Genomic DNA, 13,577 nt, shown 5'->3' on the forward strand with positions numbered 1-13,577 from the left:
GCAGGCGTAAAAAAACGCCACCGCGAGGGTGGCGTTGTCGGTGCAAGGTTGGCCGCAACGGCGGCGGCCAGGTGCTTGCTCAGTGCGCCAGGATCTTGGACAGAAACTGACGCGCACGCTCGGAGCGGGCGTCGATATTGCCGAAGAACTCTTCCTTCTCGCAGTCCTCGACGATGGCGCCGCGGTCCATGAAGATCACGCGGTTGGCCACCTTGCGCGCAAAGCCCATCTCGTGGGTCACGCACATCATGGTCATGCCTTCGTGCGCCAGCTCCACCATCACGTCCAGCACTTCGTTGACCATCTCCGGGTCCAGCGCCGACGTCGGTTCGTCGAACAGCATCGCGATCGGGTCCATCGCCAGCGCGCGGGCAATCGCCACGCGCTGCTGCTGGCCGCCGGACAGCTGGCCGGGGAACTTGTTGGCCTGCGCCTTGAGGCCGACGCGGTCGAGGTAGTGCATGCCTTTCTGCATCGCCTCATCCTTGCTGCGGCCGAGCACGCGCTGCTGCGCGATGGTCAGGTTCTCGGTGATCGACAGGTGCGGGAACAGTTCGAAGTTCTGGAACACCATGCCGATGCGGGCACGCAGCTTGGGCAGGTCGGTCTTCGGATCGCCCACCGAGATGCCGTCGACGATGATGTCGCCCTTCTGGAACGGCTCCAGCGCGTTGACGGTCTTGATCAGCGTGGACTTGCCGGAACCGGACGGGCCGCACACCACCACCACTTCGCCTTTCTTGACGTCGGTCGTGCAATCGGTGAGCACCTGGAAGTCACCGTACCATTTGCTGACGTTCTTGATCTCGATCATGCTCATACTGCCAACCTCTTCTGCAGACGCTTCACCAGAGTGGACGCGCCGAAACTGATAACAAAGTACACCGCACCGGCAAAAATCAGGAACTCGTGCGATTGCCCCATGATGTCGCCGCGCGCGCGCGCGGCATTGAGGAAGTCGATCAAACCGACTGCATACACCAGCGAGGTGTCCTGGAACAGGATGATGGTCTGCTGCAGCAGCAGCGGGGTCATCTTGCGGAACGCCTGCGGCAGGATGATCAGGCGCATCGCCTGGCTGTAGGTCATGCCCACGGCGTAGGCGGCGTTGATCTGCCCCTTGGAGATCGACTGGATACCGGCACGCACGATCTCGCAGTAGTAGGCCGCCTCGAACATCACGAACGCCACCAGGCAGGAGGTGAAGGCGCCGACGGCGACGAACTCGCCGGTGATCCAGTTCAGGATCATCGGCACCGCCAGGTAGAACCAGGTGATCACCAGCAGCAGCGGGATGGAACGGAAGTAGTTGACGTAGGCCTTGGCGAAACCGGACAGCAGCGCGCTGTTGGACATGCGCGCCAGTGCCAGCACGGTACCGAGGGCGATGCCACCCGCGACCGCCAGCAACAGCAGCTGCAACGTCAGTTTCATGCCGTCCCACAGGCTGGGCAACGACGGGATAATCTGGCTGAAATCCATTATTTGGCCCCTCCCATCATGCCGGGAATGCGCACTTTCTTCTCCACCAGGCTCATCAGCGTCATCAGGCTCATGTTGAGCACGAAGTAGATCACCGTGGCCAGGGTAAACGCTTCAAAGATGTTGGCACTGAATTCCGCGGTCTGCTTGGTCTGCGCCAGCAGCTCCATCAGGCCGATCAGCGACGCCACCGAGGAGTTCTTGAAGATGTTGAGAAACTCGCTGGTAAGCGGCGGGATGATGATGCGGAACGCCTGCGGCAGCAGCACGTGGCGATAGGTCTGCCCGATGCTGAAACCGACCGCCAGCGCGGCGGCACTCTGGCCACGGGGCAGCGCCTGGATGCCGGTGCGCACCTGCTCGCACACCCGCGCCGCGGTAAACAGCGCCAGGCACACCACCACCGAGATATAGGCCGAGGTCGCCGGGTTCAGGTCCTGCTTGAACCAGATCTGCAGCGGCTCCGGCAGGTAGTCCGGTACCACGAAATACCACATGAACAGCTGCACCAGCAGCGGCACGTTGCGGAACAGCTCGACATAGGCGGTGGCAATCGCCGGCAGCACCTTGCCCGGCAGGGTGCGCATCACGCCCAGCACCGACCCCAGCAGCAGGGCGATGATCCAGGCCATCAGCGCCACCGCGATGGTCCAGCCCAGACCGGAGACGAACCAGTCGAGGTAGATTTCGCTGCCGATGCCTGTGGACTTGAAGAAGATGTTCCAGTCCCAGTTGTAATTCATTGACTTCTCCAAAAGAAAAGGGGCGCCAGCAGCGCCCCTCCGGGAGCGGGTTTCCGGGCGTTGCCGCCCGGTCCCGGTCTCGTTTCACGCTTGCTTCAGAAAACCCGCTCCGTCATTACCAACAAGCTGCTTACATTTCCTCGGCAGACTTGTCTGTCGGCTTGGCTACCAGCGCCTTGAACTCGTCGGACATCGGGAAGTTCAGGTTCAGGCCTTTTGGCGGTACCGGCGCCATGAACCACTTGCTGTAGATCTTGTTCACTTCGCCGGACTTGAAGGTGGCCTTGATCGCGTCGTCGACCACTTTCTTGAAGGCGGCATCTTCCTTGCGCAGCATGCAGCCATAGATTTCGAACGACTGTGGCTTGCCGGTCACCACCCAGTTGCCCGGGTTCTTGGCCTTGGCCATTTCACCGTACAGCAGCGCATCGTCCATCATGAAGGCGACGGCACGGCCCGATTCCAGCATCAGGAACGACTCGCCGTGGTCCTTGGCGGAGATGATGTTCATGCCCATCTGCTTCTCGGCGTTCATCGCCTTCAGCAGACGCTCGGAAGTGGTACCGGCGGTGGTCACCACGTTCTTGCCCTTCAGGTCCGGGAAGTCCTTGATGCCGGAAGTCTTGGCGGTCATCAGGCGGGTACCGATTTCGAAGATGCCGACGGAGAAGGCAACCTGCTTCTGGCGCTCCAGGTTGTTGGTGGTGGAGCCGCACTCCAGGTCCACGGTGCCGTTCTGTACCAGCGGGATGCGGGTCTGCGAGGTCACCAGGTTGTAGCGCACCTGCAGGTTAGGCATCTTCAGCTGTTTCTTGACCGCCTCGACCACCTTCAGCTGCAGGTCGTGCGAGTAACCGATCGGCTTGGTCGGGTCGTTCGCCAGGTAGGAGAACGGGATCGAGGCATCACGGTGACCGAGCACGATCACGCCGGAGCTCTTGATCTTGTCCAGGGTACCTTCGGCCATGGCCGGAGCGGCAAAGGCGGAAGCGATGACAGCAGTAGTCAGCAGACGAGTCGTAAAACGCATTGGTTTCTCCATTTTCTCTTGGGTTTTGCTGCTTTTATCAAGCCGTACCGGCTAGGTATGGCCCGGAAACCTGACACCGCCAGTGCGGCGGTGCCGGCAGGCAATCAGCTCATCGGGGTGAGCAATTGCCGTAAAAACTGTTGTGCCCGTTCGTGTTGCGGGTTCTTGAAAAACTCTTCCGGCGGCGCCTGTTCCACGATCTTGCCGTGGTCGATGAACACCACCCGGTCGGCCACTTCGCGGGCAAAGCCCATTTCGTGGGTGACCACCATCATGGTCATGCCGGATTCGGCCAGATCCTTCATCACCTTCAGTACTTCGCCGATCATCTCCGGGTCCAGCGCGGAGGTCGGTTCGTCGAACAGCATCACCCGCGGTTCCATCGCCAGGCCGCGGGCGATGGCCACGCGTTGCTGCTGGCCGCCGGACAGCTGCGCCGGGAAGGCATCCTTCTTGTGGGCGAGGCCGACCCGCTCCAGCAGCGCCACCGCCTGCTTGTCGGCGGCGGCCTTGTCCATGCCCTTGACCTTGATCGGCGACAGCGTGATGTTGTCCACCACCGACAGGTGCGGGTAGAGGTTAAAGTGCTGGAACACGAAACCGACTTCGGCGCGCAGCGCGTTGAGATCGGTTTTCGGATCGGCGACGTTCTTGCCGTCGACCCAGATCTCGCCCTCGTTGATGCTTTCCAGCTGGTTCACGGTGCGGATCATGGTCGACTTGCCGGAGCCGGACGGCCCGCACACCACCACCACTTCACCCTGCGCCACCTGCAGGTCAATCCCGTTCAGTACGTGCAAGTCCTTGAACCACTTGTGGACATTGTTGAAACGAATCATCGCTTTTCCTTTAATTCCTGTGACAGCCAGCATCGTGGTGCGGCACGGTCCGCATCATTCAGAACGGATTGTGCTGCGGCCAACCTGGTACAGCAAGCCGCAGCGCAACATGGTCAGCCGCGCGCGGCGGCCAGATGGTTGGCCAGCGCCACATACTGCTGCACGCTCAGCGTCTCGGCACGGGCGGCCGGGTCGATACCCAGCGACTGCAATGCCTCGTCGCTGATCACGCCCTTGAGGTTGTTGCGCAAGGTTTTGCGCCGCTGGCCAAAGGCCTGCGCCACGATCTCTTCAAGCAGCGCCTCGTCGGTTGCCACCCCACAGCGACCGGCATCAGGAATCATCCTTACCACCGCGGAATCCACTTTCGGTGGCGGGTAGAATGCACCCGGCGGTACCAGCAAGATCTGTTCCATGTCGAAACGGTACTGCAACATCACCGTCAGACGGCCGTAATCCGGGGTCGACGGCGCCGCCACCATGCGGTCGACCACCTCTTTTTGCAGCATGAAATGCATGTCGGTGACGCGGTTGCCGTAACAGGCGAGGTGGAACAGCAGCGGAGTGGAAATGTTGTACGGCAGGTTGCCGACCAGCTTGAACGGGCCGTCGCAGACGCTGCCAAAATCGAAGGCCAGCGCGTCGCCCTCGTGAATGGTCAGCCGCTTGGGCGAGATCTCGCCGCGCAGGCGGCTGATGATGTCGCGGTCGATCTCCACCACATGCAGATGGTCTAGACGCTGCAGCAGCGGCTTGGTCAGCGCACCGAGGCCGGGGCCGATCTCGATCACCACATCGCCCGGCTGGGCACCGACGGCGCTGACGATGTCCTCGATCACCTTGCTGTCCTGCAGGAAGTTCTGGCCGAAGCGCTTGCGCGGAATGTGTTTGCTCATTGCTACTTTCTGGATGAAAAACGGCGACAGGCTCGGCCGGCGATGGCGGGCAAATACTGTCGCACAAAGATAAAGTCATAACTCAAGCATAGCGGCGATCGTGCCGCGCGCCAGTACAACGCCATGGTGATGCCGCCACCGGCATGGCGTCCGGAAATCCGGACAGCGGCCGGCCGGCGCGTACGCCTCACCGGATAAGACCCAGCATTCCCCACGCCAGCAAGGCGTAACGGCTGGCCTTGCCCAGCGTAATCCACAGCACGCAGGGCCAGAACGCCAGCCGCAACCAGCCGGCGGCCAGCGGCAGCGCGTCGCCGGCCAGCGGCACCCAGCTCAGCCACAGCGCCGCCGGGCCGAAACGGGCGAACCACGCCGCCGCCCGCGGCGGTAGCGGCCTCGGCGGCACGCAGCGCCCCAGCCACAGGCTGCTGATGCTGCCCAACGCATTGGCGGCGGTGGCGACCAACAGCGCCGGCCACAACAACTCCGGACGCTGCAGCAGCAAGGCGCCCAGCGCCAGCTCGGAATTGCCCGGCAGCACGGTGGCGGACAGGAACGCCGACGCCGCCAGGCCGCCCAGCAACAGCCAGCTGCTCACTCAGACGGCAAACACGAAATCGCAGCCGGCAGCGTGGCTGACCACCGCCGACAGCGTGGCGCCGAACTCCTTGCCATCGCGCGCCGCCAGCCACTGGCCGTCGCGCAGCGCGAAGTGGAAACCGCCGCTCTTGGCCGCGATCCACAGTTCCTGATTCGGCACGTGGCGGTTGACCACCACCTTCTCGCCGCTGTCGAACTCGATTTCCAGCACATTCCCCATCTTCAGGCAGTCCAGATCCAGCTCCGCCTCATCCAGTGCCGCTTCGATGCGCGTGAAAATACCGTCGGTGAGGGTCAGGAATTCGCTTTCAGTCATGGAAAAGTCCTAAAGGTTGGCCGCATGGCTTGGGGTGGGAGGCTCGCGCCTGTTAGACTGCGATTTTGCCATAGCTACCGGATTCCGTATGCGTACTGCGCTGATGTTTGTCCTTGTCGCCACCGTTGTCACCGCCTGCGGCTTCAAGGGTCCGCTGTATCTGCCCGCCCCGGCTAGCCAGCAGCAGGCCGCGCCGTGAGCGCACTGCAACTGCGTGCGGCCAACCTTGCCGACGCCGGCGACTGCCTGTTGCTGGCACGGCTGACCGATGCCTATGCCCGCGATGCGATGGGTGGGGGCGAGGGGCTGGCACCCGCGCGCCAGCAGCAGCTGGCGCAGGCACTGGGCGATCATCCCGGCCTGTTCGCGCTGATCGCGGAGCAGGACGGCGAGGCGGTCGGCCACGCGCTGTGCGTGCTGGGTTTTTCCAGCTTCTACGCGGCGCCGGTGTGCAATCTGCATGATCTGTCGGTGCTGTCCGCCGCGCGCGGCCAGGGCCTCGGCCGATGCCTGCTGCAGGCCGTGGCCAGCGCCGCCGCCCAGCGCGGTTGCGCCAAGCTGACGCTGGAAGTGCGCGACGACAACACGGTGGGGCGCACGCTGTACCACAGCGAAGGCTTTGCCGAAGCCGGCCTCGGCGGCACCCACTACCGGCTGCTGGAAAAGGTGCTGACCCCGGCCTGAGCCATAGTACGAGCCGGCCGCCCGCGCCGTGACCGCCGGCTACAGCGCCGGCACCACCTCCAGCCGGTTGCGGCCCTTGTGTTTGGCCTGGTACAGCGCCAGGTCGGCGGCGCGCAGCACCGCCTGCCAGTCCTGCGGCTGGTTCTGCCACGCCATGCCGAGACTGGTGGTGACGTGCAGCAGCGGGTGCAGCGTGCTCCAGTCGTAGTCCATCAGCGCCAGCCGCAGGCGCTCGCAGGTCGCCACCGCCGCCTCCTGCGAGGTCTCCATCAGCAGCAGCACGAATTCCTCGCCGCCGTAGCGCACCACCAGATCGACCGAACGGGTGTGCAGCACCACCAGCTGCGCCACCTTGCGCAGGGTGTCGTCGCCGATGGCGTGGCCGAAGCGGTCGTTGATCGACTTGAAGTAGTCCAGATCCAGCACCACCACCGCCATGCCGTCAAAGCCGCCCTGCAGCTGCGCCAGCCGCTCCGGGCCTTCGCGGTCGAGGCAGCGACGGTTGCCGACCCCGGTCAGCGCGTCGACCAGCACCGCCTGTTCCAGCTCGCTCATGCGCGCCTCGGCCACCGATTTCTCCGCCTCCAGCCGCACCGCGCGCAGGCGCTCATGCTCCGCCTTCAGCCGTTCGCGCTCGGTTTCCAGCCGCGCGCTGGTGATCTCCAGCTCCTTGCGGATCGCCCAGCCCTGGGTGCTGCTGCGCTTGTCGGCCAGCGACTGTTCCAGCTGGCGCAGGCGCTCCAGCTGCCGCAGCGCCGGCTCGAACTGGCCGCCGTCCTTGTACACGCGGTACAGCGCCTCGTGCGCCAGCACCCGCATCTCGTATTCGATCTGCTCGGCCGGCAGTGCCAGCACCCGCTGCAGCACCGCGATCGCCGCCGGCAGCTGCCCGGTACGGTGCAGGATGATCGCTTCCGCCAGGTCGGCACGGTGCTGCAGCGCGGTGAAGTCGCCACACCGCGCCAGCTCGCGGCCCTGCGCCAGCTCGGCCAGCGCCTCGTCGTAGCGGGCGAGATCGGTGAGGATTTCCGCCAGATTGATGATGGCGGTGGCTTGCAGGTGCGGGTTGTCCGTCGTGGTCGCCAGCGTCGCCGCCTGCTGGAAGTAATCCAGCGACTGCGCCAGCAGTGCCGCGGCGCCGGCTTGGGCCAGTGACTGCGCCAGCTGGCCGGCGGTGCGGTAGCTGGAGCCGAGATTGTTGATGGCGCTGAACAGCGCAATGAGATGGCCGTGCTGCACCGCCAGCTCGCGCGCCTGCTGCAACAGCGCCACGCTCTGCTCCAGATCGCCGACCGCGCTGAAGGTGCACAGCCCGGCGCGGTTCAGCGCCCAGCTCAGCATCAGCGGCTGCTGGCAGAGGCGGGCGGCGCTCAGCGCCTCCAGTGCGTACTTCAGACCGTCGTGCGCCAGCCCCAGCTCGTTGCAGGCCATCGCCACCGTGCACAGCACCTCGGCGCGGGCGGCGGCATCGGCGGGCCGCTCCAGCAGCGATGCCGCTTCCAGCCCCGGTGGGATGGCGTCGGCCAGCTGGCCCAAGCGGAAGCGGTGCAGCGCCAGCAGGGCCAGCGCCTCGCTGCGCAGGTGCTCGAAGCCATGCTCGCCGGCCAGTTGCAGCGCCGTTTCCGCCGCCTGCAAGCCGTGATGGTGACGGCCGCTGCTGCCGGCCTCGCGCGCGCTGCGCAACAGCCGTAACAGAGCCTGGCGCTGCGACCCCGTGCTGCCGGCCGCAGCCGCCGCGGCAAGCACGGTGGCCGCCGGCTGGCGGCGGCGCGATGCGTGCACCGGGTCACGGGATTTGTCAGCGCCAATCATAAAAACCACCGGAGATTCAGATGGCTGAATTTATATACCGATTTATGGCGAGGGCGTAGCAGAAGGTTGGCCGCAATGACGGATTGGCGGCGGCAACGTGCAAAAAACAACAATCGCAGCGCAACAAGCGGCACCGCGATGACGGCCGGACTGGCGCGGCGGCGAGCGCTGCCGCCTCAGTCCGGCGCCAGGCTCTGCGCCGCCTGCAACAGCAGGTCCAGCGACAGGCTGCCACTGCTCTGGCGCAGCGCCAGCAGCTCGTCGCGGTGCGCACGCGCCAGCAGCTGCACCAGCTCCTCGCCCTTCGGCGCCAGGCTGATCTCGACACAGCGGCGGTCTTCGCGCCCCGGCTTGCGCACGATCAGCTGCTGCGCCTCGCAACGGCTGACCAGGCCGACCACGCTGTGGTGGTGCGACTGCAGCCGCTGCGCCAGCTCCGCCACCGTCGCCCAGTCGCGCCCGGGGTAGCCGCGCAGTTGCAGCAGCAGCTGGTACTGCAGCGGGGTGATGCCGTTGCTCTGCGCCAGCTCCTCGCTGAAACGCAGGAACAGGCGCAGCCGGTAGCGGAAATCGGCCAGACGCTCGAAGTCGTCCTTGGACAGCGGAGTCGGGGGGGAAGGGTTCATGGTGGCAACAGCGGGCAACAAGCCCGCCAGCGTAGCAGATTTCCGCGCCGCCGCCGTGGCGGCACGTCCGGTCATTGTCGTCGCCATGCTCAGTGCGACCGGCCGGCGTAACACACCGGCGAGCTGCGCAGCGCGGCGTCGTGCCAGTAACTTTGCGCCGCCAGGCGGGCTTCGAGGAAGCGCGCCAGCGCACGCACCGGGTTGAGCAGACCGTCCTCGCCGTCGTACAGCAGCACCACGCCACCCGCGGCGGCGGCCTGCAGCAGCGCCTGCCAGCGCGGCGGGTTGGCGCCCAGATCGGCCCAGTAGGTGTCGCAGAACAGCGCGTAGCGCAGCGGGTCGCGCCGCAACCAGGCCAGCAACCCCGGCGCCGGCAGTGCGCGCGGCAACCACTGTGCCCGTGGCAGGCTGCCGCGGGGCAGCGCCGCCGGCCAGCGCGCGGCGAGCAGGAACACGTTGTCGCGTTGCGCCGGGCACTGGCTGGCCGGCAGCAGCTGGATGGCGGAACTCATCTCTGAACTCATCTCGGGCGCCCTCATAGCAGCGGTACCGCGATCAGCGCCACCAGCACCGCCCACAACAGGGCGCCGACGGTAAACACGGTGTAGGCCAGCGACTCGGTGCGCACCGAGTCCTCATGCTCGAACAGCGCGTCCAGCCCGTGATAGATCAGCAGTCCGGAAGCCAGCAGCCCGAGCAGGCCGATCGCCATATTGAAGAACGGCAGCGGCACCAGCAGCGACAGCGCTGACAGCCAGATCGGCAGCGGCGCCAGCGCCGCCAGCCGGTAGCAGTCGGCGTACGGCGGCCGCGCCTCGGCGTGCACCGCCAGCCGGATGAAGCTGGCCATCAGGTGCACGCTGAACCAGTTCAGCAGCAGGAACAGCACGATCACCGCCTGCCATTGCGCCAGCGGCACCTGCGGCGCGTACACCTCGCCGTTGAAATAGGCGGCATACAGCAGCATGGCGGCGGCGAACAGCGAGGCCGGCAGCACGATGCGGAAAAATGAACGGGCGGTCGAAGCATGGTGGTGGGCGATTTCGTCCCAGCCGTGGTGCGAGGACAGCAACATGCGAAGCGGGGTAAGCGGGGTCATGGTGACACTCCTTGCTGACGTGGCGGACGGGCACGACAGGGCGCGTCCTCTCCTGAAATATATCGTATTACGATATAAATACAAGGCACCAGAAGACGTAGTCGTGCCTTATCCCGGTGCAGAGTCTCTTTCGTTGCACCGCAGCATCACAGTACAGCCAGTGACGGCAAGGCCGGTGCCGGCCTGAGCCTGGCACGGCTTTTGCATTGCAACAGCATTGTCTTGATGGAGTCTTGCCATGCGATCCCCGCCTGCCAGCAGCAGCAAACCCCCGGTTACCAGCGACGCGGTGGTGTTCAATTACCAGCGCCCGACCCGCGCGCGGCTGATCGCGCTGGGCACCGGCGGCCGGCTGTGGCTGGTGGAAGCGTTCGACCCGCTGCACAAGGTGTGGGTGTGGCAGGACGAAAGCAACAATATGGAGCAGGCGGTGGAAGGCGCGCGCCGGCTGAGCCTGTTTCCGTCCTGAGACGGCGCCATAAATTCCTTACCGCCCCTCGCAACGGGACAACGCCTTGCGGGCGCTGGGGATATCCTTGTATTTATTGGGGTTGCCGAGGCAGCGGTCGTCCTGGATCAGTGCCAGCTTGCCGTTTTGCTCACTGAATCTCACCAGTACCGTCATATAGCGCCAGCCCTCTCCGATATCCTCAGCACACTGCGCCGGCTTTTTCCCGGTCATGACAGTTCTGCAAGTCTTGCAGACTTGAAATAAGTCCGAAGTTGCTTTCCAGCCATGGTTTTTGCTGTGTAAACATCTGGCCCGTTCCGTAGGGGTCGTCGGATGTGCACTGGCCGATACCGGCCTTGGCGTCTTCCTTGAAGCAGATCAGGATGGGCTGCAGCTTGAAGAGAAAGGGGTATCAACATGCCCCGGTGATCATGGTCAGGGCTTGATGATTTTCTCAATCATGATCCAGCCGTTATTGACGTCCTTGCATTTCGCCAAGGCCTTACGCGCACTTGGGATATCGGCGTAGCGGTTGGGATTACCCAGACAGCGATCATCCTGCACAAGGCGGATCTTGCCGTTAGCCTCCTTTTGCAGCCGTAGCAGCACGGTCATATGGCGCCAGCCCTTGCCGATGTCTGCGGCACGCTGCGCCGGCTTTTCACCGGTCAGGTAGTAACTGATCGTCAGCAACAGGCCATCGATGCCCTTGCCCGCGCTGCCCAAGGCATAAGTGCCATTGCACCAGGTGCCGTAGTTGTTTTCGGGCAGAGCGATCTTGACCGACGCGACTGGTTTGAGCTGCTTGTCATGCAGGAAGACCGCACAAATACCACCGCCTGGAATGACTGGACGATCTATTTTTAAACGGACATCTTCCTCATTTCTTCGATCTTGCTCTGAGGATAAGTAATTTGCCGCCAACGCATAATAATCAACACCATTCCAGATTAAATGCGCCGAATCCCGCCCACCAAAACCACTATTTGGGGCAACGCCCTCATTGCTGGCCCCAATTTCGCGGATGACCGCATCTTTGAATTGATAATAAAAACTGTCTATACGATATCTTCCAGGGGAAACCTCTATGACTTTTTTCTTTCCGAAATCCTGGTCAATCCGCAGATCCGCGTACGCATTTGAACCTAAAGATGCAATCAAAATCAATCTTGCCAGTTTATATTTTTTCATAGATATTTTTTAATTCCGTGTCGTAGTTGTTTTTCCGGTATCTAGGGCCATTAAAATTAAAGGCAATCGCCTGCCAGTTCTTTGTCTTGACTGCATCCCATAATGAAATTTCTTTGCCCAGTGCCTTGTTCTTTGGATTTTTCCAGGCCCTTGGCTTGTGGCGAATGAAGTTCGCCAGCGCTTCGAGCTGCCCTTTTTCGTTGGCGCACATAATCTTGACCATCTCATCGGCATTTCCATAGCCGCAGTATGCATAATTGGCACCCATGATCTGGAACTTCCCCCAGGATGCACTTTGCAAGGCGGCGTCCGGATTCAGCCTATAGGCATTGATCAGGCGTAAATACTGCACCGAATAGTCGCCATAGTTACTGCGCGGAGGCCCGGACAAATCGGGGTGGCTGTGATCGTAGTGCGCCTTGGTCAGCCGGCTGAAATAATGGCGCTCGTACAGGATGACGGGTACGTGCGCGCCCTGTCCGTCGTTCAATCGCCAGAACGCCTTGCCCTTGCTCTCCTTCTGGGCTATCGCCTTGAGCACATTGATTTCGCAGCCCAAAAATTCAGCGTAGTCTTTCCAGTCTTGTTCAGAAATTGACACGTCTTGATAAGCCTGCATATAAACCAACAAATCGTTGGGCAGGTCGATGCCGATCTTAATCACGGACTCCCCATTCTTGCCCTTCTTCTTATGGGGCTTCGCTGCCGGATTGTTCTTGCTCGGCGCGCCCTGTGGCTTGGGCGGCAATGGTATTGACCCTTGCTTGGGTTTGGGCGGCAGTGTACGCGGCGTAGGCGTGGTCGGCGCCTCGGATGGATGCGGTTCCAGCTTGTCCTTGAATGATACGTAAGGGCTAAGCACCGTAATCAGCTTCTGCCCGTAACCGGAAACCGTCGTCCCCAGTAGTTGCCAGTTTCCCAGGAAATCACGCATGTGGATTTCGACTTTGGAGCGCGCATCGCGGCTGACCTGTTGCACGGACAGGCCGTTGGCCCCGGTCTTGCCGGGGTAAGCCTTGCCGTCGATGACCAGCTTGTAGGCCAGGTTCTCAATTGGATGTCGCAGCGCGTCAAGGAATAGCGCCTGCAGCGCGAAAGCTTTTTCCTTACTCAAATAGAGCGCTTGCCCAACAGCCAGCTTGTTGGGGTCCTTGAGATCGTTCAGACGAATCAATTCGCCCAACGACTTGCCTGTCTTGCGGGCGATGCCACTAAGGGTGTCGCCCGACTTCACGATATGGATATCAGAGGGTAGCTGGTTCATCTTCATCGTCCTGTAGTTCTTCCTGGTAAATCGCGATGTCCTCTTCCAGGCGGTAGCCATCACCAAGCATCACCATGTGCAACACTTCCTCGGCCTGCAAGGACGTCAGCGCCGCGCTCTCGCCTCCATCACCCCCTGCTCGCAAGCCTGCTTGTCGCTGGCTGGCAAGCAGACTTGCCGCCCGGGCACTGCCAGCGAACGGTAGCCACTGCTGAGGATAGTCAGACCAGTCCAGTTTCTGGCTATAACGGACCTCTTCCTTGGGAATGGGTAATGTTGGCATAGGCGACTGCAAGCTTGTCCCGCCGCTCATCAAATGCTCCTCCCCCTTCACGCTCACCGTGCCGGGGCAGTGCACTTCGATATTTCCACCCGCCATGCGGATGTAGGCGCCACCGCCGACGTTAAGCAGGATTTCCTCTTTCGCGGCGATGGTGATGCTGTCCTTGCATGAGGCGATGGTGATTTCCTTATCCGCCGTCAGCTCCATCGCATCGCTCTGCGCCTGAACCTGCACCTTGCCCTTGGCCGCGATCAGTTTCAG

At 62.8% G+C, this 13,577-nt stretch carries 19 protein-coding genes; 3 read left to right on the forward strand and 16 right to left on the reverse strand.

The annotated features are described in order from the left end of the window. Positions 1-79: 79 nt before the first annotated feature. The 8 genes from NOM55_RS08020 to cyaY form a co-directional block, all read right to left on the reverse strand. Positions 80-814 carry an amino acid ABC transporter ATP-binding protein gene (locus tag NOM55_RS08020; protein WP_047967758.1) on the reverse strand — a complete coding sequence of 245 codons (735 nt, stop codon included), beginning with the start codon at positions 812-814 and terminating at the stop codon, positions 80-82. Between the two features lie 2 nt (positions 815-816). Next, a complete protein-coding gene (locus tag NOM55_RS08025) occupies positions 817-1,482 on the reverse strand; it encodes an ABC transporter permease subunit (RefSeq protein ID WP_047967722.1) in 666 nt (221 codons plus the stop codon). Continuing rightward, positions 1,482-2,225 (reverse strand): amino acid ABC transporter permease, encoded by a 744-nt coding sequence (locus NOM55_RS08030; protein ID WP_120810376.1) that lies wholly within the window; start codon positions 2,223-2,225, stop codon positions 1,482-1,484. Before NOM55_RS08030 ends, NOM55_RS08025 begins: the two co-directional genes overlap by 1 nt. Positions 2,226-2,355: 130 nt before the next feature. Beyond that, positions 2,356-3,255 (reverse strand): glutamate/aspartate ABC transporter substrate-binding protein, encoded by a 900-nt coding sequence (locus tag NOM55_RS08035; protein ID WP_047967757.1) that lies wholly within the window; start codon positions 3,253-3,255, stop codon positions 2,356-2,358. 104 nt (positions 3,256-3,359) lie between these two features. Further along, on the reverse strand, positions 3,360-4,094 hold the full coding sequence (locus NOM55_RS08040; RefSeq protein WP_047967720.1) for an amino acid ABC transporter ATP-binding protein: 735 nt from the start codon (positions 4,092-4,094) through the stop codon (positions 3,360-3,362). Between the two features lie 113 nt (positions 4,095-4,207). Continuing rightward, positions 4,208-4,990 (reverse strand): 16S rRNA (adenine(1518)-N(6)/adenine(1519)-N(6))-dimethyltransferase RsmA, encoded by a 783-nt coding sequence (gene rsmA / locus NOM55_RS08045; protein ID WP_047967719.1) that lies wholly within the window; start codon positions 4,988-4,990, stop codon positions 4,208-4,210. Between the two features lie 187 nt (positions 4,991-5,177). Beyond that, positions 5,178-5,588, reverse strand: a complete 411-nt coding sequence (locus NOM55_RS08050; RefSeq protein ID WP_255908165.1) for a DedA family protein — start codon at positions 5,586-5,588, stop codon at positions 5,178-5,180. Continuing rightward, positions 5,589-5,906 (reverse strand): iron donor protein CyaY, encoded by a 318-nt coding sequence (gene cyaY / locus NOM55_RS08055; RefSeq protein WP_047967717.1) that lies wholly within the window; start codon positions 5,904-5,906, stop codon positions 5,589-5,591. 103 nt (positions 5,907-6,009) lie between these two features. On the opposite strand from cyaY, the gene NOM55_RS17425 reads away from it, so the two are divergent. Continuing rightward, positions 6,010-6,105, forward strand: a complete 96-nt coding sequence (locus NOM55_RS17425; protein ID WP_370687869.1) for a lipoprotein — start codon at positions 6,010-6,012, stop codon at positions 6,103-6,105. After that, entirely contained in the window at positions 6,102-6,590 is a 489-nt protein-coding gene (locus NOM55_RS08060; RefSeq protein WP_255908166.1) for a GNAT family N-acetyltransferase, read from the forward strand. Before NOM55_RS17425 ends, NOM55_RS08060 begins: the two co-directional genes overlap by 4 nt. 39 nt (positions 6,591-6,629) lie before the next feature. Here NOM55_RS08060 and NOM55_RS08065 read toward each other — a convergent pair whose 3' ends face one another. From NOM55_RS08065 to NOM55_RS08080, 4 genes are all read right to left on the reverse strand, one after another. Further along, positions 6,630-8,402: a GGDEF domain-containing protein gene (locus NOM55_RS08065; RefSeq protein WP_255908167.1), complete on the reverse strand. Its 1,773-nt coding sequence runs from the start codon at positions 8,400-8,402 to the stop codon at positions 6,630-6,632. A gap of 176 nt (positions 8,403-8,578) precedes the next feature. After that, positions 8,579-9,028 (reverse strand): MarR family transcriptional regulator, encoded by a 450-nt coding sequence (locus NOM55_RS08070; protein ID WP_255908168.1) that lies wholly within the window; start codon positions 9,026-9,028, stop codon positions 8,579-8,581. A gap of 89 nt (positions 9,029-9,117) precedes the next feature. Further along, positions 9,118-9,540, reverse strand: a complete 423-nt coding sequence (locus NOM55_RS08075; RefSeq protein ID WP_255908169.1) for a DUF488 family protein — start codon at positions 9,538-9,540, stop codon at positions 9,118-9,120. Between the two features lie 23 nt (positions 9,541-9,563). After that, positions 9,564-10,127 (reverse strand): DUF1282 domain-containing protein, encoded by a 564-nt coding sequence (locus NOM55_RS08080; RefSeq protein ID WP_255908170.1) that lies wholly within the window; start codon positions 10,125-10,127, stop codon positions 9,564-9,566. A gap of 238 nt (positions 10,128-10,365) precedes the next feature. On the opposite strand from NOM55_RS08080, the gene NOM55_RS08085 reads away from it, so the two are divergent. Next, on the forward strand, positions 10,366-10,596 hold the full coding sequence (locus NOM55_RS08085) for a hypothetical protein (protein ID WP_255908171.1): 231 nt from the start codon (positions 10,366-10,368) through the stop codon (positions 10,594-10,596). Positions 10,597-10,614: 18 nt separating this feature from the next. Here NOM55_RS08085 and NOM55_RS08090 read toward each other — a convergent pair whose 3' ends face one another. The 4 genes from NOM55_RS08090 to NOM55_RS08105 form a co-directional block, all read right to left on the reverse strand. Then, positions 10,615-10,809 carry a hypothetical protein gene (locus tag NOM55_RS08090; protein WP_255908172.1) on the reverse strand — a complete coding sequence of 65 codons (195 nt, stop codon included), beginning with the start codon at positions 10,807-10,809 and terminating at the stop codon, positions 10,615-10,617. Between the two features lie 204 nt (positions 10,810-11,013). Further along, positions 11,014-11,769: a hypothetical protein gene (locus NOM55_RS08095; RefSeq protein ID WP_255908173.1), complete on the reverse strand. Its 756-nt coding sequence runs from the start codon at positions 11,767-11,769 to the stop codon at positions 11,014-11,016. Then, positions 11,756-13,033, reverse strand: coding sequence for an N-acetylmuramidase domain-containing protein (locus NOM55_RS08100; protein ID WP_255908174.1), 1,278 nt, complete (start codon positions 13,031-13,033; stop codon positions 11,756-11,758). The genes NOM55_RS08095 and NOM55_RS08100 overlap by 14 nt, the downstream gene beginning before the upstream one ends. After that, the coding region (locus NOM55_RS08105) for a DUF2345 domain-containing protein (protein ID WP_255908175.1) at positions 13,014-13,577 on the reverse strand (564 nt) is incomplete at its 5' end. The genes NOM55_RS08105 and NOM55_RS08100, both read right to left, overlap by 20 nt.

Source organism: Vogesella sp. AC12, assembly GCF_024437575.1.
GTDB classification, from domain to species: domain Bacteria; phylum Pseudomonadota; class Gammaproteobacteria; order Burkholderiales; family Chromobacteriaceae; genus Vogesella; species Vogesella indigofera.

What these genes read in the sequence shown, in the direction of transcription:
- NOM55_RS17425 (WP_370687869.1), top strand. Translation starts at nt 6,010, where the DNA reads ATGTTTGTCCTTGTCGCCACCGTTGTCACCGCCTGCGGCTTCAAGGGT.
- NOM55_RS08085 (WP_255908171.1), top strand. Translation starts at nt 10,366, where the DNA reads ATGCGATCCCCGCCTGCCAGCAGCAGCAAACCCCCGGTTACCAGCGAC.
- cyaY (WP_047967717.1), bottom strand. Translation starts at nt 5,906, where the DNA reads ATGACTGAAAGCGAATTCCTGACCCTCACCGACGGTATTTTCACGCGC.
- NOM55_RS08075 (WP_255908169.1), bottom strand. Translation starts at nt 9,540, where the DNA reads ATGAGTTCCGCCATCCAGCTGCTGCCGGCCAGCCAGTGCCCGGCGCAA.
- rsmA (WP_047967719.1), bottom strand. Translation starts at nt 4,990, where the DNA reads ATGAGCAAACACATTCCGCGCAAGCGCTTCGGCCAGAACTTCCTGCAG.
- NOM55_RS08035 (WP_047967757.1), bottom strand. Translation starts at nt 3,255, where the DNA reads ATGCGTTTTACGACTCGTCTGCTGACTACTGCTGTCATCGCTTCCGCC.
- NOM55_RS08090 (WP_255908172.1), bottom strand. Translation starts at nt 10,809, where the DNA reads ATGACCGGGAAAAAGCCGGCGCAGTGTGCTGAGGATATCGGAGAGGGC.
- NOM55_RS08020 (WP_047967758.1), bottom strand. Translation starts at nt 814, where the DNA reads ATGATCGAGATCAAGAACGTCAGCAAATGGTACGGTGACTTCCAGGTG.
- NOM55_RS08030 (WP_120810376.1), bottom strand. Translation starts at nt 2,225, where the DNA reads ATGAATTACAACTGGGACTGGAACATCTTCTTCAAGTCCACAGGCATC.
- NOM55_RS08095 (WP_255908173.1), bottom strand. Translation starts at nt 11,769, where the DNA reads ATGAAAAAATATAAACTGGCAAGATTGATTTTGATTGCATCTTTAGGT.
- NOM55_RS08070 (WP_255908168.1), bottom strand. Translation starts at nt 9,028, where the DNA reads ATGAACCCTTCCCCCCCGACTCCGCTGTCCAAGGACGACTTCGAGCGT.
- NOM55_RS08040 (WP_047967720.1), bottom strand. Translation starts at nt 4,094, where the DNA reads ATGATTCGTTTCAACAATGTCCACAAGTGGTTCAAGGACTTGCACGTA.
- NOM55_RS08065 (WP_255908167.1), bottom strand. Translation starts at nt 8,402, where the DNA reads ATGATTGGCGCTGACAAATCCCGTGACCCGGTGCACGCATCGCGCCGC.
- NOM55_RS08080 (WP_255908170.1), bottom strand. Translation starts at nt 10,127, where the DNA reads ATGACCCCGCTTACCCCGCTTCGCATGTTGCTGTCCTCGCACCACGGC.
- NOM55_RS08025 (WP_047967722.1), bottom strand. Translation starts at nt 1,482, where the DNA reads ATGGATTTCAGCCAGATTATCCCGTCGTTGCCCAGCCTGTGGGACGGC.
- NOM55_RS08100 (WP_255908174.1), bottom strand. Translation starts at nt 13,033, where the DNA reads ATGAACCAGCTACCCTCTGATATCCATATCGTGAAGTCGGGCGACACC.